Below are 20147 nucleotides of genomic sequence, written 5' to 3'. Positions count from 1 at the left end.
GAAATAAAAAATTTTGCTTTTTTTAATTGAATTTATTTATGTGCGTTAAAAGTTCTTCCTTTATGAGTTATTGAAGGCGTATTTATTTTTAACTTTACATCTCTAATCATGATTTTAAAAATGAATCTACAGCCACAAGTAACTACCATAAAGAATAGTAAAGGATTAGAAGCTGAAATTTCCAATTTAGGAGCTTCTTTGTTAAGCTTAAAAGTACTTGATAAGGAAAATAACCCTATAAATGTCATTGTAGGTCTAGAGAAGCCTGAAGATTATTTGGGTCAAGAATATTTGAATAACTATAATTGTTTAGGAGCTTCTGTAGGCAGGTGGGCAGGTAGAATATCAGGTGGGAAATTTAAAATAGAAAGGGAGGAGTATCCCCTTTACAACGAAGATGGTGTGCATCTACATGGCGGCAAGGAAGGTTTTAGTAAGAAATATTGGACCATTGAAAAGGTTGTAAAAAATAGCGTCACCTTATCTTATGTTAGCGTGGATTTGGAAGAAGGTTATCCCGGAAATTTAAAAGTTACAGCACACTATGAGCTTACGGAAAACAATGCATTGAAAATTGTATATAAAGCGACAACCGACAAAACAACACCTGTCAATTTGACCAATCATTCTTATTTTAATTTGGAAGGTTATGGCTCAATTTTAGATCATGAGTTGGAATTGAAAAGTGATAAATATGTAGAGCTTAATGAAAAGTTATTGGTGACCGGTAATTTTATTGAAACCAATAATTCAAGCTATGATTTTTCGGATAAGTCTATTGTAGGAAAGAAAGGTTTTACAGGTTTAGATGATGTTTTTGTGTTAAATGTTGATGCTTCTTACAATGCAGTTTTAGCATCATCAAAAACGGGTATTGAAATGAAAGTACATACCAATCAACCTACGCTTGTCGTGTATACACCAATTCAATTACCTGATTTATCGTATAAAAATAATGCCAATTTCGCCAAATACTCAGCCATTTGTTTTGAAGCTGAGGCGTATCCTGATGCCCCAAATCAGTCTGATTTTCCGTCTGCTTTGTTACATCCTGGAGAAATCTATTTAAATGAAACCATTTTTGAATTTTCAATACAATAAAGTTTCATTTTAAGCAACTAAAGTTACATATTAAATTAAATTAAAAAGTAACTTTACGGTCTTATACTAAAATTTGTCTGCAATGGAAGATATGATCTTTTATGATAGGATGCAATTTGCATTTACTATAACATTCCATTATTTATTTCCCCAATTAACCATGGGCTTATCCTTAATGATAGTCTATTTTAAATGGAAATTCCTAAGGAGTAAAATTGAAAAATATAACGATGCCGCGAAATTTTGGATGAAAATATTCGCACTCAATTTTGCCATGGGTGTAGTTACCGGAATTCCCATGGAGTTTCAATTTGGTACCAATTGGGCAAAATTTTCAGAATTAACAGGAGGTATTATCGGTCAGACGCTCGCCATGGAAGGCATGTTTTCTTTCTTTTTAGAATCCTCTTTTCTAGGACTTTTTCTCTTCGGAGAGAAACTACTCGGTCAAAAACTCCATTTCTTAACGGGGTTTTTAGTGTTTTTAGGATCATGGGCAAGTGGTTATTTGATAATTGCCACGCATTCTTGGATGCAATTTCCTGTAGGTTACGAGATCTTAGAAAACGGAAAATTTGTTTTAAATAATTTTGGAGCATTGTTTTCAAACCCTTGGTTAATGCCAGCTTATTTGCATAATCAATTGGCCTCCGTAATAACGTCATCATTTGTAGTAGCGGCTATTGGAGCCTTCTATTTATTAAATAATAAACATAGTGACTTCGGAAAGCTCTTTGTAAAAACAGGAGTTATTTTTGGATTAATATCAAGTGTACTTGTGGCATTTCCAACAGGGGATTGGGTAGCTAAAAATGTAGCGAAACATCAGCCCGTAGCATTTGCAGCGATGGAAGGTATTTTTGAAACGGAAACAGGAGGGTCAGAAATTGTATTGATTGGCCAACCCGATATGGAGAATAAAAAGTTGGATAACAAAATAGCAGTGCCCAACGTGTTGAGTTTTTTAACCTATCAAAATTGGGAAGCCGAAATTAAAGGATTGAATGAGTTTGATGAAAGTTTATACCCTACTAATGTACCTGGCTTGTATTATTCTTATCATATAATGGTAGGTTTGGGTACACTTTTTATTGGATTAATGGCAATAGCAGCACTACAATTATATCGTAAGAAGCTCTATAAATCGAAATGGATACTTTGGTCAATTTTATTTATGTTGCCCTTTCCTTACATCGCAAATACAACAGGTTGGTACACGGCAGAATTGGGTAGACAACCTTGGCTGGTATATAATTTGTTAAAGACTTCAGAAGGCATATCGCCTACAGTTTCATCTGGTAACACCTTGTTTACTTTATTAGGTTTTATTGGTCTTTATTTGTTATTAGGGCTTTTATTTTTAATGTTGGCTGGTAAAATTATCAACAAAGGGCCAGAAACCTCAAATCACTAATTATGGAGTTATTTTGGTATATCGTTTTAATGATCATGCTTACCGTTTATATAATTTTAGATGGTTATGATTTTGGTGCAGGTATTGTTCATCTCTTTTTTGCAAAAGAGGAAAAGGATAAAAAAGCAATTACAAATGCTATCGGTCCATTTTGGGATGCCAATGAAGTCTGGTTAATCGCTGTTGGCGGGGTGTTATTTTTTGCTTTTCCAACATTGTATGCGTCCTCATTTAGCGGATTTTATTTACCCTTAATTATGATTTTATGGTTGCTCATTTTTAGAGCAATTGGTTTAGAATTAAGAGGGCAAGTCCATAATAAAATGTGGGAAGCCATTTGGGATAAAGCCTTTGGGATTTCAAGTCTTTTATTAGCCTTATTCTTTGGTATTGCATTAGGTAATGTGGTGAGAGGCGTAAATTTAGGAATGGTAACAGACGGTGTTTCTACAGTAGAGGCCCATTATTTCTTTTTGCCTTTATGGAACCCTACTTTCAGTCCCACAGCAGAACATTTAGGAATTATTGATTGGTTTACGGTATTATTAGGATTGGTGGCCGTTGTGGCACTCACCATACATGGTGCCAATTGGATTATCTTTAAAACAAATTCAGGTCTGAATCAAAAATTGAGAAAAGTTGTATTTAGATTGAACTTTGTACTCTTAGCCTTGGTAATTATTTCGTTATCTGTATGGCATAATATAGAACCGAATCCATTTCATAATTTCATGGAATATCCATGGTTTTGGATTTTCCCAATACTAACTTTTACAGGATTGTTAGGTTTGTTTAAAGTGAAATCATTTAAAAAAGAGGGCATAGGATTTTTGTTTTCTTCACTATTTTTATTTGGAGGATTAACCACCACAGTAGCTTCTATATTTCCAAAAGTATTACCTTCTACAAATACGGTGAATCCTTCATTGACCATACAAAATGTTGCGGCACATGAATATGGTTTAACGGTAGGTGTGTATTGGTTCGTAATTGCTGCGGTATTAGTGGCGGTGTATATGTTTATTCAATATCGTGTTTTTAGTGGAAAAATGGATGATGTAGGCTATGGAGAGCACTAGATAAATTGTTTTAATTTGAATAATTCACCGATGGCTTTGCCTCGAGGTTCTTGTTTCACCTCGCCTTGAGTGAGTTCAGAGCTTTCATTTACGGCAGTTTTGGGTGAGGAAAAATATAAAATTTCAAGAAATTATTTATTGAGAAATACTATTTTCTTATGACAGATACTTTAATTGCAATCATTAGTATTTTTATGGGTATGCTAGGGGCAAACCTCTTAAGTTTCCTAATTAAAAAATACAGCTTAGGGTTTACCGCAAATACCATTACGGGAATTTTTGGGAGTATATTTTTTATTAAATCTATAGGTAGGCTTGGTTTTGATCCTGTTACAATCATGCAATCAGGAGAAGTAAATATCACATTATTTAGTATTAATATGTTGGTCTCTTTAACTGGTGGTGCCGTTGGATTAATACTAGCGAAACGCATCATTACAAAGTTAAATAAGGCATAACTACAATGTAACTGTTGTTACGTTGAATTAAGACAAGGAGCGTAATTTTACATAATAATCAAAATTGAAACCAATGAAAAAATACACTATTTTAATGACATTCTTTCTATTGATAGCCATATCATCTTGTAAATCTGACACCAAAAAAGATACGGCAAAAGAAACACAAAAAACACAACAAGTTCAAGACTCAATTTATAAGGCAACAGGATTAAAATATGCCATGAGTACGAAAGCTACGTTGGGTAAAAATTTAATGGGAGCCATCCAGAAAAAAGGGACAGAACATGCTCTTGAATTTTGTAATACGAAAGCCATTCCGTTAACGGATAGTATGGCTATGGCTCAAAAAGCAATAATTAAAAGAGTATCAGATAAGCCTAGAAATCCAGACAATCAAGCCAATGCAGAAGAGTTAGGGTATATAAAAACGTTTAAAGAACAATTAGCTGCTGGTCAACAACCAGAAGGTATTGTTAAAAAGAAAGACGGAAAAGTACACTTTTATTATCCAATAGCAACCAATCAAATGTGTCTGCAATGTCATGGGACACCAAATGAACAGATTAAACCACAGGTGATGACCATGATTGATAAATTGTATCCTGAAGACAAAGCCAAAGGATATGCAATCAATGAAGTACGTGGTATCTGGAATGTTGTTTTTGATGAGGGTGAATGATATAACATTTTTATAGCTTGGAAATTTCTCTCTTTTTTTCTTGTGGAGAGCATTTACTGAATAGTTTCAGTATGCCCTAACGCCCTTTTACTTTTAAAAACAATTAAAGGGGCGAAGCGGTACTTTATAGGATACTCACTTACTTATCTCATTACGGAAGTTTACCCACAATTAACTTATGTCTTACTTCTACTTGCCTAAGTAACAATAGTTACAACTTAGGTTAAATAAAAAACTGAATTTTACGGAAGCAAATCATTTTTATGAAACTGATGCAAATCATTTTTCAATAAAGTGTATTGCTATAATTTTACAATTAAATAACCAACCAATGGCAAAAATAGTAATCTTAGGAGCTGGTATTTCGGGACACGTTGCGGCCTCTCATTTGCGTAGAAAACTTTCTAAACAACATGAAGTTGTTGTGGTTTCTCCAAATAGTAATTATCAATGGATACCTTCAAATATTTGGGTAGGTATAGGTAGAATGAAAGCAGAACAAATATTATTTCCTTTAGAGCCACTTTATAAAAAGAAAAACATTGGTTTTAAACAAGCCAAGGCCGTTTCATTTCACCCTGAAGGTGACAAAGAAGTTACCAAGCCTTATGTAATGGTTGAATATGTTAAGGGAGAAGATAAAAATACTTTTGAAAAAGTAACTTACGATTTTTTAATAAATGCTACAGGTCCGAAATTAGCATTTGATATGACCGAAGGTTTAGAACCTGGTAAAAACAAAGCCTATTCTGTTTGTACGTATGGCCACGCAGAACATGCTTGGCATGGATTAAAAGAACTTATTGAAGAAGTTAAAAAAGGAAAAAAAGCTAAAATTTTAATTGGTACGGGGCATGCCAAATCAACATGTCAAGGAGCTGCTTTTGAATACATTTTAAATGTTGAACAAGAATTAAGAAGACATGATGTAAGAGAGATGGTAGAAATAACTTGGATTGCCAATGAATATCAATTAGGAGATTTTGGTATGGATGGTATGCTACTAAGTTATGGTAGCAATATTATGAGGTCAAATGAAATGATTGAAATGATTTTTGAAGATCGAGGGATCAATTGGATTATTGGAGCGGCAGTCAATAAAATTGAAGATGGTCTGGCTCACTATGAAACCTTAGACGGAGAGTACAAAACAGAAACTTATGATTTTGCCATGTTAATACCTGCATTTTCTGGTCATGGCTTTAAAGCTTATGATAAAGAGGATAAGGATATCACAGAGAAATTATTCAAAGGCTTTATGATTGTAGATGCTGATTATACGCCAAGACCTTATGAAGAATGGACGGTACAAGATTGGCCAGAGACCTATCAGAATCCGTCTTATAAAAATATTTTTGCTCCGGGTATTGCATTTGCACCACCACATGCTATTTCTAAGCCAAGAGTAAGTAAAAATGGGACATCAATTTCTCCGGCACCACCAAGAACAGGAATGCCATCCGGCATCACTGCAAAATTGGTAGCCGAAAATATTGTAGACATTATTAATGGTAAAAAAACTTTGAATCATAAAGGTTCTATGGGGAATATGGGAGCTGCTTGTATTGCCTCTGCAGGTTTTGGAATGACAAAAGGGAGTGGTGTAAGCATTACCACCTATCCTATAGTACCTGATTATGTAAAATATCCAGATACGCAAGGTAGAAAATTAGGAAAAACTTTTGGTGAAATAGGATTGGCAGGACACTGGTTAAAATTAACCTTACACTATGCATTTATTTATAAAGCGAAAATGAAACCATTTTGGTGGTTAATACCTGAATAATCTCGGGAAGTTTATAAAAATAACAAGTACATCAAGAATAGCATAAAAATCTAAAAAACCATGACACAAAGAATCTCAAAAACAAAGCGTTTTATAATGATGAATCCCATTATTCAATTCTTTAAATATATTTATTTAAGTATTAAAATACTGATTGTCGTTGCAGGTGGACATGGGGGGACTAGAAAAAAAGTTTAAAAAGTTGGTTATTTAAGGGTCTTCGGATTCTTTCATAATAAGTTGGTTGATTTTTGGAGGCACCTTACCCATGTGGTAAGGTGCTTTTTAGTAAGTAAACGTTGATAATGACATTGCTTTAGATGACTAATTAAGTTATTTAGAAACAGATTATCATTAAAAAAGGAGAGGTTGAAACGTCTGTGAATCACTAATGGTGTTTTAAATCATATCTCAGTAACATAGGTTACTTTCAATTGAAGTAACCACCACTATTTTTGCATTAAAATAAATTAGAAATGAAGCAAATACTATATACTTTAATTTTGATACTAATACCGTTACTATCAAATGCCCAAGAAGTAAAATTAATAACAAAAGAAGAAGTGATCGCTAAAGTGAACGATCAAAATAATAGCTTAAAAATGGCAGAGCAAGATGTAAAGGCAGCTCAAGGTGATTTTAGGCAAACCAATGCGATTCTATTGCCAACCATTGGGGTTTCTCATACCGCAATGTCAACCACAAATCCCTTAATGGCTTTTGGGTTTAAACTCAATCAAGAAGTTTTAACTCAAAATGATTTTAATCCGGCTTTATTAAATGACCCTACCACGGTTCAAAATTATGCGACGAAAATAGAGGTACAACAACCGGTTTTAAATTTTGATGGATTTTACCAACGTAGTGCTGCAAAAGCAAAATTAAAAGCTACCGAATTACAGTCAGAACGTACTAAAGAATATATGTCTCTAGAGGTTGAAAAAGCGTACATGCAATTACAATTGGCCTATAAAACAGTTGAAGTGTTGCAAAAAGCACAAGAAACAGCATTGGACAATCAACGTATTGCAGATAATAGTTTTAAACAAGGCTATATGCAAAAGGCAGATGTTTTAGCAGTTGAAGTCCGTGTTACAGAAATTGAAAATCAATTACAATATGCTAAAAGTAATATTGCCAATGCTTCAAACTATTTATCGGTTTTAATGAATGATAGTAATGATAAGATTCTAAAACCTATAGATTCATTGACAGTTGCTGTAGCTATGATAACAGAAAATAGTGTGCTAAACAATAGAAAAGACATACAAGCTTATGAAAAGGCATCGTTGGCTTATGAAAAAATGTATAAAGCCGATAAAATGAGTTTTATGCCAAGGTTAAACCTTTTTGGTAGCTATGAATTATATGATGATGAAATCTTTAAAGGAGATGCTGAAGGATATCTTATTGGAGCAGCGTTGAGTTGGAACATTTTTGAAGGTTCAAAACGTTTTGGAAAAACACAAAAAAGTAAAGCAGATTTTGAAAAATCGAAATTTGAAATGGCTCAATATAAAGCCACAAGTTCTTTAGAACTTAATAAAGCCAAACGCAACTTAGAAGATGCAAAAAACAATTTAAAACTTTCAAAATTGGGAGTAGAGCAATCAAAAGAAGCATTGCGAATTCGGACAAACAGATTTAAGCAAGGGCTCGAAAAAACATCAGATTTATTAATGGCAGAAACACAATTTGCACAAAAACAATTGGAATATTATGGTACTGTATTTAATCACAATTATGTATTGAAATATGTCGAGTTTTTGACAAAGTAGTAGCATTATCAAATTAATAATTAGCAATAGCTAAATCAAGGAATCAACGAACCACGAAGAATATAAAAACAAAAATAAAAATGAGAAAATACATTCAAATAACCATAGTAACAGTCCTTTCGCTTTTGTTAGCGAATTGTGGAAGTGAAGAAAGCAAAACCAGTGCTGATAATTCAACGCCTATTGCTGTAAAGGTGAGTAAGACTACCGAAGCTGGTGGTCAATTTATTACAGTAAGCGGGAAAATAGAAGCTTCTAATAGTGCCGATTTAAGTACCAGAATGATGGGGTATGTTAATAAGGTATATGTTAAGGTTGGTGATAAGGTTAAGAAAGGTCAACTATTAGTTTCAATTAATAATGCAGATTTGCAAGCGAAAAGAGCACAAGTAAACGCAGGTATTACAGAAGCTACTGCCGCTTTTAATAATGCTGAAAAAGACTATAAACGCTTTCAAAGTTTATTTGCAGAAAAAAGTGCATCACAAAAAGAAATGGATGATATGACGGCTAATTTTGAAATGGCAAAAGCACGTTTAGAATCTGCGAATCAAATGAAAAATGAAATTAATGCACAATTCACCTATAGTAATATAATAGCTCCTTTTAGTGGTGTGGTAACCAGTAAAAACATTGATGCGGGTGATATGGCAAATCCTGGAATGCCTTTAATAAGTTTAGAAACTCCTGGTAATTTTGAAGTCATGGCGATGGTGCCAGAAACAGAAATTTCACGTATTAAAAAGGGAGCAGATGTTGCTGTTTTAGTGAAGTCAATTGGAGCTACCCTAAAAGGTAAGGTTACGGAAGTGAGCACATCGGCAAAAAATACAGGGGGTCAATATTTAGTTAAAATAGGTTTAGATAAAACAGAAGCAGCTATTCTTTCTGGAATGTTTGTTAGTGTTCAATTTCCGATTGAAAAACAAACTAAGAATCAAGCCATTTTGATACCTGTTGAATCCATAATATCTAAAGGTCAATTGTCTGGTATTTATACGGTAAGTGAGAGCAATACAGCATTATTACGTTGGTTGCGTTTAGGGAGAACCTATGGTGATCAAGTGGAAGTATTGTCAGGTTTAAATGCTGACGAAGCATATATTGTTTCAGCTGAAGGCAAGCTTTATAATGGAGCAAAAATTAGTGTACAGTAACCAAACAAGGAAAGAAATAAGAATTATTGCGTTAAGGATAAAAACGACATCCTTTTTACGTTAGTTCGAGTGAATTTGCCTAAGCAAATTTGTATCGAGAACACGTAAAAAGATACAGTGGATAGCCTGTTTAAACGCCCAAAAAATAAGTAAAAAATGAAAGAAGGAATCGCAGGTAAAATTGCCAAAGTCTTTATGCAATCGAAATTAACAGTGCTGTTAATGATTGTATTTATGGTTGTTGGTGTTTATAGTTCGTTTTTAATTCCACGTGAGGAAGAGCCACAAATTGATGTGCCTATGGCAGATATTTTTATAGGATATCCTGGGGCTAGTCCAACCGAAGTAGAATCGCGTGTTATCAAACCATTGGAGCAATTAATTTCTAATGTGAAAGGGGTCGAATATGTGTATTCTACAGCTATGAAAGAGCAGGGTATGGTCACTGTTCAGTTTTATGTAGGTGAAGATATTGAGCGTTCGTTTGTAAAATTATACAACGAAATTAATAAGCATATGGACAAAATGCCGGAGGGCGTAACGTTTCCATTAGTAAAAACACGTGCTATTGACGATGTACCTATGCTTGGTTTAACACTATGGAGTGAGAATTATGACGATTATCAATTGGGCCAAATGGCTGATGAACTAGAGGAGGAAATTAAAAAAGTAAATGATGTTTCTATTACCCATAAAATAGGAGGTAGAGACCGTCAATTACGTGTGGTTTTAGATAAAGATAAATTGGCTGCAAGTGGTTTAGATTTTTTATCAGTTTCTGAAATGATAAACGCTAATAATAGCCAATTGAATTCTGGTAGTTTTGATAAAAATGATACAGAGTTTCTCATAAATACCGGAAAATTTTTACAAACCGTTACAGATATTGAAAACTTGGTTGTTGGTGTGCAACAAAATCAACCGATTTATTTAAAACAAGTAGCAAAAATTATTGATGGACCTGAAGTACCTCAAAATTATGTGAGTTTAGGTTTTGGTCAAGGAAGTGAAAAAGCATCTGATTATAAATCTGATTATCCTGCAGTAACTATTTCTGTTGCCAAAAGAAAAGGTGCAGATGCCATGAAAATTGCAGAATTAATTATTGATAAAGTGGACCACCTGCGTGCCTCATTGATTCCTGATGATGTACATGTTGAAGTTACTAGAAATTATGGAGAAACAGCATCTCATAAAGTTTCTGAGTTATTGTTACACCTTATAGGATCAATCATAGCGGTAACTTTTGTAGTAATGCTTGCCATGGGCTGGCGTGGTGGTTTGGTGGTGTTTTTATCTGTACCTATTACATTTGCATTGACGTTGTTAAGCTATTATATAATGGATTACACGTTAAACCGAATTACATTATTTGCTTTGGTTTTTGTAACAGGTATTGTGGTGGATGATTCCATTATTATTGCAGAAAATATGCATAGGCATTTTAAAATGAAGCGTTTACCATTTAAACAAGCGGCTTTGTATGCTATTAATGAAGTTGGTAACCCAACTATTTTGGCAACATTTACCGTAATCGCTTCTGTATTACCAATGGCTTTTGTTTCTGGGTTAATGGGACCCTATATGGCACCAATGCCAATTGGAGCATCCATTGCAATGATATTGTCATTGTTTGTAGCTCTTACGGTTACACCATATTTAGGTTATATATTTTTAAGAGAAAAAACTAAAAAAGGGGAGCCAGAAAAAGTTGAAAAGCCTTTAGAAAACACCATAATTTACCGTTTGTACAATAAGTTTGAGCGTCCATTAATGGAAAGTAAAGCAAAACGTTGGATATTTTTAGGAGTTACGTTTGTAGTTTTATTAGCTACGATGTTGTTATTCTTCACTCAATCGGTTGTGGTAAAAATGCTGCCTTTTGATAACAAGAATGAATTTCAAGTGGTAATTGATATGCCAGAAGGCACAACATTAGAGCGAACAGGTGTTGTAACTCAAGAAATTGCTCAATACTTATCTTCTCGACCAGAGATTATAAATTATCAAAATTATGTAGGTACATCTGCACCTATTACGTTTAACGGTTTGGTACGTCATTACGATTTGCGTGGTGGTAGTAATATGGCTGATATTCAAGTAAATTTAATTGATAAAAACGATCGAACAGCACAAAGTCATGATATAGCCAAATTATTGCGTCCAGATATTCAAAAAATAGCTTCAAAATTCAATGCCAATGTAAAATTAGTAGAAGTCCCACCGGGACCTCCTGTAATGTCAACCATTGTAGCAGAAGTCTATGGACCAGATTATAATGAGCAAATAAAAATTGCGGATAACATTAAGTCAATTTTAAATAATACAGACGATGTTGTAGATGTAGATTGGATGGTTGAAGCGGATCAGATAGAATATCAATTTGAAATCAATAAAGAAAAAGCCATGTTGTATGGTGTGGCACCAAAACAGATTGCGTATACAATGAATATGGCGTTATCTAATAGAGCCATAACTACATTATATGATGAAGATGCGATAAACCAAGTGGGATTAGTTTTAAGTCTAGACGAAAAAGAGAAATCGACCATTACGGATATTTCTCAACTTAAAGTGAAATCTAAACAAGGAAATATGGTACCAATCGCTGATTTGGTTACAATTAAAGAAGCCGTAAGTGCGAAAAGCATTTTTCATAAAAATCAAAAACGTGTGGTTTATGTGATGGCAGATATGGCGGGTGTATTGGAAAGTCCCGCGTATGCTATTCTAGGAATGGAAGAAAAGTTAAAAGAGATTGCTTTGCCAAAGGGCTATGAAATAAATGAAATGTACTTGGGTCAACCTGACTTTGAAGATAACTATACCGTAAAATGGGATGGGGAATGGCAAATTACCTTAGAAGTGTTCAGAGATTTAGGAATTGCTTTTTTAGGTGCTATTATTTTGATTTATATCTTAATTGTAGGATGGTTTCAAAACTTTAAAGCACCAATTGTGATGATGGTGGCTATTCCGTTATCATTAATTGGAATTATTCTAGGACACTGGATTATGGGGGCATTTTTTACAGCAACTTCATTTATAGGTATGATTGCCTTAGCAGGTATTATGGTGCGGAATTCAGTGCTATTAATTGACTTTATCAATCTAAGAACGGCTGATGGGATTCCTTTAAAACAAGCAGCTATTGAAGCTGGAGCAGTGAGAACCACTCCTATTTTATTAACGGCTGGAACAGTCGTTATTGGGGCCTTTGTTATTCTGTTTGATCCAATTTTCCAAGGGTTAGCCATATCATTAATGGGGGGAACTATTGTTTCTACGGTGTTGACGTTATTGGTTGTGCCTTTAGTGTATTATATGATAGAGAAGAAAAAATGGGAACATGTTGATCAAGGTGAAAATAAAAGTCTGGAAACAAAAGAAATTGAATTGAAAGGCGAGGAGTAGTATAATCTAATCGCATTCGTCACTTTATAAGAGATTTAATATTTATATGATTTCCTTTTTAGTGAAAAGGTTAAGTGTAAACAAAAAAGAATAGAGACATGAAACTATTAATAATTACCGCAATATCCGCTTTTGAAAAAGAGATCAAAAGCATATTAAAAAATTCTGAAGTTAACGTTTTTTCATATCAAGAAGTTAAAGGGTTCAGAAATAGTTCTGAAGAAGAATCTGTGGGTTCTAACTGGTTTGCTGGTGAAATCAATGAAAGCGAATCATTACTGTTCTATGCTTTTGTAAAAAAAGAGAATGTAGACCAGGTATTTTCTTTGGTAGAGAAATTTAACAACGGACAAAAAACGCTGTCAAAAGTACATTTGGCGGTGATGGATATAGAACGATCAAATTAATTAAAAAAAGAAAGAGATGTTACAGAATTATATGAATGCTATTGTTGGGGTCTTTATTATGGCCAGTGTTTTATTGGGTATGTTTGTAAATCCAAATTGGTTATGGTTTACCTTATTTGTGGGAGCCAATTTATTTCAATCTGCATTTACAAATTGGTGCCTTTTAAGTAAAATTTTAATGAAACTAGGTGTAAAAGAAGAAGGTGGCGGGTGTAAAGTATAATGCTATTATTTTACGCTTTAGTTAGAATTATAGTACTCTGTTTAGATTGTCTATTCAAGTGGAGTAGGGAACTAAAAATGGAATTCTATAAGTTTAATTTTAAAAAAAAACGGAAAGTGGTTTTTGCAATGTACTACTGTCAGTACGAACGATGTAGAGAGCAAAAGAGAAGAGTTTAGTTTGCTAAGTATAGAAGTAGTTGAATATAATGTATAATTGATAACTTTATTAGTATGTAAGCATTGTATAAATAAAGTACCCATTTATAAGTTAAAAGGGTACTTTTTTATTGTTAAACATGTAATGTTTTACTATAGACTTGGGTCTCCGATCTTATTTAAAGTTCCCAATACCATCTTCCAGCCAATCCAAGTATTCATCAGCGTCTGGTGTATAAGCAACAGGCGTATTTAGATTTTCTTCATCATGTCCCATTAATACATAAAAAGGTTGCGTATTCGCTTTAAAACGAATGGTTTGAAATTCACTCCATTTTTGACCAATATATTTTAGTTTTTTACCAGGACGTAATTTTGAGTCGACTTCTTCACCTTCAGGTAATGGACGTTTATCATCTACATAAAGAGAAATTAAGACTACGTCATTTTTTAACTTATTTAAAATTTCTGGTTTTGGCCATACGTTTTGCTCCATTTTACGACAATTAACACAAGCCCAGCCTGTAAAATCTAACATCACAGGTTTACCTACTTTTTTAGCATAAGCCAATCCTAAATCATAATCATTAAACGCCAATATATCATGTGGAGCCAATAAATGAGCTCCTTCAGGTATTTCTGTAATTGTAGATGAACCTCCAGATTTTGAGTTACCAACACCGTAAGGCGATTCACTATAGTCCAATGGTGGAGGAAAGGCTGAAATTACATTTAATGGAGCTCCCCATAGGCCAGGAATCATATAAATAGTAAAGGTTAAGGCTACCAATCCTAAACTCAATCTACCTACTGAAATATGAGGTAAAGGTGAATCATGTGGTAGTTTTATTTTTCCGAATAAATAAAGTGCTAAGGTTCCAAAAATAGTGATCCATATGGCAATAAAAACTTCACGTTCTAACCAATGTAATTGCAACACTAAGTCGGCCTGAGATAAGAATTTAAACGCCAATGCTAATTCTAAGAATCCCAACACCACTTTAACTGTATTTAACCATCCACCAGATTTTGGTAATGAATTTAACCATCCAGGGAACGCTGCAAAAAGTGCAAAGGGTAGGGCAATAGCTAAAGAAAAGCCAAACATACCAATAACTGGTGCAAGTCCACCTTTAGAAGCTGCTTCTACCAATAAAGTACCAACAATTGGACCTGTACAAGAAAAGGAAACAATTGCTAATGCTAAAGCCATAAAAAAGATACCTATAAGTCCACCTCTGTCTGCTTGATTATCAATTTTTGTGCCCCAAGAACTTGGCAAAGTAATTTCAAAAGCACCTAAAAAAGATACCGCAAAAACAACTAAAAGTAAAAAGAAAATGACATTAAACCATACGTTGGTAGCTAATGCATTTAAAGAATCAGCTCCAAAAATACCAGTCACAGCGATACCTAAAATTAAATAGATTGCTATAATTGAAATTCCATAAATAACTGCATTTCTAATTCCCGCTGCTTTCGATTTACTTTGTTTGGTAAAGAAGCTCACCGTCATAGGAATCATAGGAAATACACATGGAGTTAATAGAGCCGCAAAACCTGATAAAAAAGCGATAAAAAAGATCGTCCACAATCCTCTTTGCGATTCTTCTTTAGGTGTATCGCTATTTACAGCATCGGTGGTTGTATTCGCTGATTTTTCAATTTCGGCATCAGCAGTAGCATTTACTTTGTCAGAATCGGGAGTTAGGGTATTTTTAATATTAAAATTAAAATCTTTTATAGTTGGTGGTGTACATTGTACATCATTACAGGCCATATATTCAACCTCGCCTTTTACAACGGATAACTCATTATTTAAGATTCTAATACGTTGTTTAAACTCAGCTTTGGTATCAAAATATTTAATTTTCATTTTAAACACAGCATCATCTACAGTATGTCCTTTTTCTTCACTAGTGTTACCAACCAACTCAAAATCATCATTGGTATAAAATGTAAATGTTGTGGGTATTGGCCCATCTTCTGGTACATTTTGAGCATATAAGTGATAGCCAGATTCAATAGTTGCAGTCGCAATTAGTGTATATTCTGTATCAGAATTTTTTTCAACTGAAGTAGTCCATTTAACGGGATCAATAATTTGTGCATGGATTGATGAGAAGGATAAAAAAGCTAAGAAAAGGGTAATTAAAAATTTTGACATTTATATAATTATTTTTTATGTTTTAACTAAGACGTAAGTTTTTTTAAGAACTATCAAAAAAAAGAAATTAATTCAAATTAAACTCTAAATCTACCGTTGTGGGTGGCGAACATTGTGTATCATTACAGACCATAAACTCAACTTCACCACTAATAGTTTTGGTAGTTTTTAAAATTTTAACCCTTTGTTTAAAGGTAGCTTTATCTTCAAAAAATTTAATTTTCATTTCAAAAACAGGATCATTTATAGTATGACCTTCCTCTTCTTTGGTATTCCCTTTTTTTACATAATTTGCATTACTTTTAAAGGTAAACGTAGTGGGGATAGGACCATCTTCGGGAACATTTTGTGAGTATAAGTGCCAACCTGAGTCAATAGTTGCTATTGCAGACAATTCATAATCGGTTTCAGATATTTTCTTAACTGAAGTTGACCATTTAACAGGGTTTATTATTTGAGCTTGTAATACAGAAGTGGTTAAAGAAACTATTAAAAAAAGTATATATAATTTTTTCATGATAAATTTTTATAATTAAACAAGTCTATTTAGGCGTAAAAATAACCATTTACTGTCAGTTTAGTATTGTTAAACTTTGGTTAAAGTTAGTTGTAAGAGCATACAGAGGTTTCTTAAATAAAAAAATCACCTCGAAATATAAACGAGGTGATTCTCTTTAAAGTAATAATTTTATAATTATAACCGACTTAATTTTCGATCAAAACCCTATTTAAAATCATTCTTTCCGATACCGCTATTGATTTTAATTTCTGATACGATAAATTCAACACTTTGTGGACCAAAAGCTTGTTTGTACAAGTAAGGAAATTGAACACCTTCTATTTCTTTATAGTTTTCAAAACCTAAAGCTTGCTCTCCCATAGGGGTTGTAGTTACTTGTTTGATTTTTAAACCACTTTCCATATCATAAAAATTGGTCATATTTTTAGAAACTTTTATGGCAAAAGCTTTTTTACCATCTACAATTTCTATTTTTTCTAATGAAATACTATCTATTTGATAATGCATTTCAGGAAAAGGATATGATGCAGCTTTATAACTTTTTAATTCTGTTGCAGGTATATCCATTTTTTGACCTTGCATTACCATATATCCTTTTTCACCGTCAAAAACTTGCTTACTCATAGAATTACCAGCCATTTTTAAATCCATGGCAAATTTATTATCAGCAGTTGTTTTAGTTTCTAAGTCAAAAGTCATTCCTTGCATTTCTCCTTTAGCAGTAACGACTACAGATTTCACATTTTTTAATTTTTCTTTTCCACCAATGGCATCGATGTATTTTTGCATTACTGTGGCAGCAGTTACTCCGTCAGGAATAGGAATTTCGAAAACAGGCTTTTCAATTGCGTTAGCATACTTGTCAAAGTATTTTACCGGAATTTTTTTACCATCAAATGAGATATTTTCTAGAGCATTGGCTACTTCACTTCCTTTTCCAACAATTACAATTCTAGCCTTATCTAACTTAAAATATGTATTCGCAACACGTTGAATATCTTCTTTAGTAACAGCATTTATCTTAGCAATATATGTCTCATAAAAATTTTCAGGTAATTTTTGAGTTTTTATATTTACTGCATAACTAGCAATAGTGCGAGGATTTTCTAATGCCATAATAAAACTACCTAAATATTTAGCTTTAGCATTTTTAAGGTCTTCATCAGAAACTGGAGTTGTTTTAATTCGTTTAATTTCTTTAAGCATTTCAACTACGGCACTATCAGTAACCATATTTCTTACTTTTGTGCTGGCAATAAATTGAGCAACTTGTCTTTTGTTTCGGCTTAATGAAGATCTTGCACCATAAGTGTAAGCATGTTCTTCTCTTAAGTTCATATTCAAATAACTACCAAAAGCTCCTCCTAATATATAATTTGCAATTAAAGCAGAAAAATGATCCTCATCGGCCATTTTTAGTTGAGCTAAATTCATAATAGCCAATTCAGATTGTACTGCATTAGGCATATCTATAAAATCAATTTCACTACTTTCTAAATCTGTTGGTGTTAAATTAGCTGAAATACTGATAGTTGAAGGTGTCCATTTTTTAAACGCTTTACTAATTAGTTTTTTAGCTGTTTTAGCTTTAATATCACCACTTATAACTAAATATGCATTATTTGGTTTAAAATAATCTTTATAAAAAGACTCAATATCATTTAAAGAAACATTATTTATGGTTTCTTCTGTAATATATTCACCATAAGGATGGTTTTTTCCGTAAGCTAAAACATCATTTACTCTTGATGCTACAGCGGCAGCACTATTTTCACCTGATTTAATGCCTTCAATAAGTTTTACTTTTTCAGCATCTAATTCTTCCTGGGTAAAATTAGGATTTAATGCAGCATCGCTAAATAACTCAAGTATACGATTGGTATATTTTGATAATGAAGACGCGTAACCACTTTCTGAACCAAAATTAATTGATGCTCCTAAAAAGTCAATTTCTTCATTAAAAGCGTCTTTACTTATTGTTTTAGAACCGTTACCTAGAAGTGTTGCTACTAAGCTAGAAACTCCAGCTTTATCTCCTTCAGCATGTGATGCGTTGTCCATAGATAAACTAAAACTAACTCTTGGTAGTTTATTATTTTCTACTACCAAAACAGTCAATCCGTTTTTTAATTGAAAAGTATAAGGTTTACCTATGTTTATAGTTGGGGTAGGCCCAGAAACTGGCATTTTAGATCGGTCAATTTGTGCTGTAATGCTCAAAGAAATCACAAAAAATGCTATTATAATTAATATTTTATTTTTCATTTTTTTAATTTGTTGAAACCTAGTATTGCTAGGCTTGTTACTGTATAATTGTTTATGCTATCATTCCCGCAAATGCGGTACTCTTTTAATTGTTATTTTTCGTTTATTTTGAATCTCCAACCTCTTTTGCAGATTCAGGTAAGTAATCCAAATCTAATCGTTGGTTCTCATTTAAGTATTTTTTAGCCACTCGCATGATATCTTCTTTACTTATTGCACGATAAATTTCAATCTCTTTATTAATTAAATTGGTATCTCCTTTTAGCATAAAATTTCTAGCTAATGAATTTGCAATACCTTGTATACTGCTATTTGAATTTACGAATTGATTTTCAAATTGATTTTTTAGTTTTTGTAATTCTTTATCAGATATAAGTTCGGTTTGTAGTTTTACAATTTCTTCATCCATATCCTTTGCTAAATCATCTAAAGTAACATCACCAATTGGTAAAGCTCCCATTATGTAAGTACCGTAATCTTCTTGAGCATCAGAAAATGCCAATACTTGTAATGCCATTTTTTTATCATCAACCATTTTTTTGTACAACCTAGAGCTTTTACCTCCAGTTAAAATGGTAGAGATATAATCTAATACATATGAATCTCTTTCGGTCATTCCAGGTGTTCTATACACCAATGCTTTTAATGGAATTTGAATATTACTATCATATTCAGTTACTTTTATTGGCTCTGTAATAGGGTCTTCTTCAATTTTAGTTCTTACAAATTTTTCTGCATTGTTTTTTATTGGGCCATAATAATCTTGTACCATCTTTTTTGTTTCGGCGATATTAATATCTCCAGCAACCACTAAAACGGCATTATTAGGATTATAGAATTTTTTATTAAAATCGATAAATTCGGACAGTTCAGCAGCATCTAAATCTTCCATACTCCCAATTACAGAATTTTTATATGAATGCTTATTAAAAATGTGTTTATTAACTCCTGTTCTATAGATTATCTTGCCGTAAGGTGCATTATCAATACGTTGTCTTTTTTCTTCTTTAACAACTTCATTTTGAGTGTCTACCCCAATTTTATTAATAACTGGATGCATCATACGTTCGCTTTCCATCCATAATCCCAATTCTAAACTGTTAGATGGAAATACTTCATAGTAATAGGTACGGTCTTGTGTGGTGTTCGCATTATTGCTACCACCATTTGCCGAAACGATGTCAAACCATTTACCACGTTCTATGTTTTCAGTTCCTTCAAATAATAAGTGTTCAAAAAAGTGGGCAAAACCACTTCTACCAGCCACTTCATCTTTTGCACCAATATGGTACATAACTCCTGTTGTTACTACTGGAGCACCATTGTCTTGATGTAAAATAACATGTAATCCGTTATCTAAATTATACTCTTCAAAAGCAACTTCCTGAGCCCTTATACCCAGAGATAATAATAATGCTAAGGTTAATAAAAAATAGTTTTTCTTCATTGTTTAACGATTTAAATTTAATAATTATATATAAGTGAAATTTTACTAATCCTTTTATTTACTTGATATTTGTGTCAAATTGTTATTTAAG

The 20147-nt window shown here is 33.0% G+C and carries 15 protein-coding genes; 11 read left to right on the top strand and 4 right to left on the bottom strand.

Going from position 1 to position 20147, the window contains the following annotated elements; all coding sequences use genetic code 11:
* The first annotated feature begins 120 nt into the window (after positions 1 to 120).
* The 11 genes from JBL43_RS10625 (at position 121) to JBL43_RS10575 (ending at position 13499) form a co-directional block, all read left to right on the top strand.
* The gene (locus JBL43_RS10625) at positions 121 to 1101 is read left to right on the top strand and encodes an aldose epimerase family protein (RefSeq protein WP_198841417.1); all 981 of its coding nucleotides are present in this window, start codon (positions 121 to 123) and stop codon (positions 1099 to 1101) included.
* 82 nt (positions 1102 to 1183) lie between these two features.
* Complete coding sequence (locus tag JBL43_RS10620; RefSeq protein WP_198841416.1) at positions 1184 to 2515, top strand: cytochrome ubiquinol oxidase subunit I; 1332 nt, start codon at positions 1184 to 1186, stop codon at positions 2513 to 2515.
* Between the two features lie 2 nt (positions 2516 to 2517).
* Positions 2518 to 3594 (top strand): cytochrome d ubiquinol oxidase subunit II, encoded by a 1077-nt coding sequence (gene cydB, locus JBL43_RS10615; RefSeq protein WP_198841415.1) that lies wholly within the window; start codon positions 2518 to 2520, stop codon positions 3592 to 3594.
* A gap of 158 nt (positions 3595 to 3752) precedes the next feature.
* Positions 3753 to 4052, top strand: coding sequence for a hypothetical protein (locus tag JBL43_RS10610; protein ID WP_198841414.1), 300 nt, complete (start codon positions 3753 to 3755; stop codon positions 4050 to 4052).
* A gap of 73 nt (positions 4053 to 4125) precedes the next feature.
* Positions 4126 to 4734, top strand: coding sequence for a Tll0287-like domain-containing protein (locus tag JBL43_RS10605; RefSeq protein ID WP_198841413.1), 609 nt, complete (start codon positions 4126 to 4128; stop codon positions 4732 to 4734).
* A 331-nt stretch (positions 4735 to 5065) separates the two neighbouring features.
* A complete protein-coding gene (locus JBL43_RS10600) occupies positions 5066 to 6520 on the top strand; it encodes an NAD(P)/FAD-dependent oxidoreductase (RefSeq protein WP_198841412.1) in 1455 nt (484 codons plus the stop codon).
* A gap of 476 nt (positions 6521 to 6996) precedes the next feature.
* The gene (locus JBL43_RS10595) at positions 6997 to 8298 is read left to right on the top strand and encodes a TolC family protein (protein WP_198841411.1); all 1302 of its coding nucleotides are present in this window, start codon (positions 6997 to 6999) and stop codon (positions 8296 to 8298) included.
* 80 nt (positions 8299 to 8378) lie between these two features.
* The gene (locus JBL43_RS10590; RefSeq protein WP_198841410.1) at positions 8379 to 9455 is read left to right on the top strand and encodes an efflux RND transporter periplasmic adaptor subunit; all 1077 of its coding nucleotides are present in this window, start codon (positions 8379 to 8381) and stop codon (positions 9453 to 9455) included.
* 156 nt (positions 9456 to 9611) lie between these two features.
* Positions 9612 to 12869 (top strand): efflux RND transporter permease subunit, encoded by a 3258-nt coding sequence (locus JBL43_RS10585; RefSeq protein WP_198841409.1) that lies wholly within the window; start codon positions 9612 to 9614, stop codon positions 12867 to 12869.
* A 98-nt stretch (positions 12870 to 12967) separates the two neighbouring features.
* Entirely contained in the window at positions 12968 to 13276 is a 309-nt protein-coding gene (locus tag JBL43_RS10580; protein WP_198841408.1) for a hypothetical protein, read from the top strand.
* Positions 13277 to 13292: 16 nt separating this feature from the next.
* On the top strand, positions 13293 to 13499 hold the full coding sequence (locus JBL43_RS10575; protein ID WP_198841407.1) for a YgaP family membrane protein: 207 nt from the start codon (positions 13293 to 13295) through the stop codon (positions 13497 to 13499).
* A gap of 333 nt (positions 13500 to 13832) precedes the next feature.
* Here the strand turns inward: JBL43_RS10575 and JBL43_RS10570 are convergent, their stop codons facing one another.
* From JBL43_RS10570 to JBL43_RS10555, 4 genes are all read right to left on the bottom strand, one after another.
* On the bottom strand, positions 13833 to 15824 hold the full coding sequence (locus tag JBL43_RS10570; protein ID WP_198841406.1) for a protein-disulfide reductase DsbD family protein: 1992 nt from the start codon (positions 15822 to 15824) through the stop codon (positions 13833 to 13835).
* 67 nt (positions 15825 to 15891) lie between these two features.
* Entirely contained in the window at positions 15892 to 16341 is a 450-nt protein-coding gene (locus JBL43_RS10565; protein ID WP_198841405.1) for a protein-disulfide reductase DsbD domain-containing protein, read from the bottom strand.
* 207 nt (positions 16342 to 16548) lie between these two features.
* Positions 16549 to 18609 (bottom strand): M16 family metallopeptidase, encoded by a 2061-nt coding sequence (locus tag JBL43_RS10560; protein WP_198841404.1) that lies wholly within the window; start codon positions 18607 to 18609, stop codon positions 16549 to 16551.
* Positions 18610 to 18712: 103 nt separating this feature from the next.
* Positions 18713 to 20056, bottom strand: coding sequence for a M16 family metallopeptidase (locus JBL43_RS10555; RefSeq protein ID WP_198841403.1), 1344 nt, complete (start codon positions 20054 to 20056; stop codon positions 18713 to 18715).
* Positions 20057 to 20147 lie beyond the last annotated feature (91 nt).

Origin of the sequence: Aureibaculum flavum, assembly GCF_016406085.1 — a bacterium.
Classification (GTDB): domain Bacteria; phylum Bacteroidota; class Bacteroidia; order Flavobacteriales; family Flavobacteriaceae; genus Aureibaculum; species Aureibaculum flavum.
This window is presented reverse-complemented; position numbering and strand designations above follow the sequence as displayed.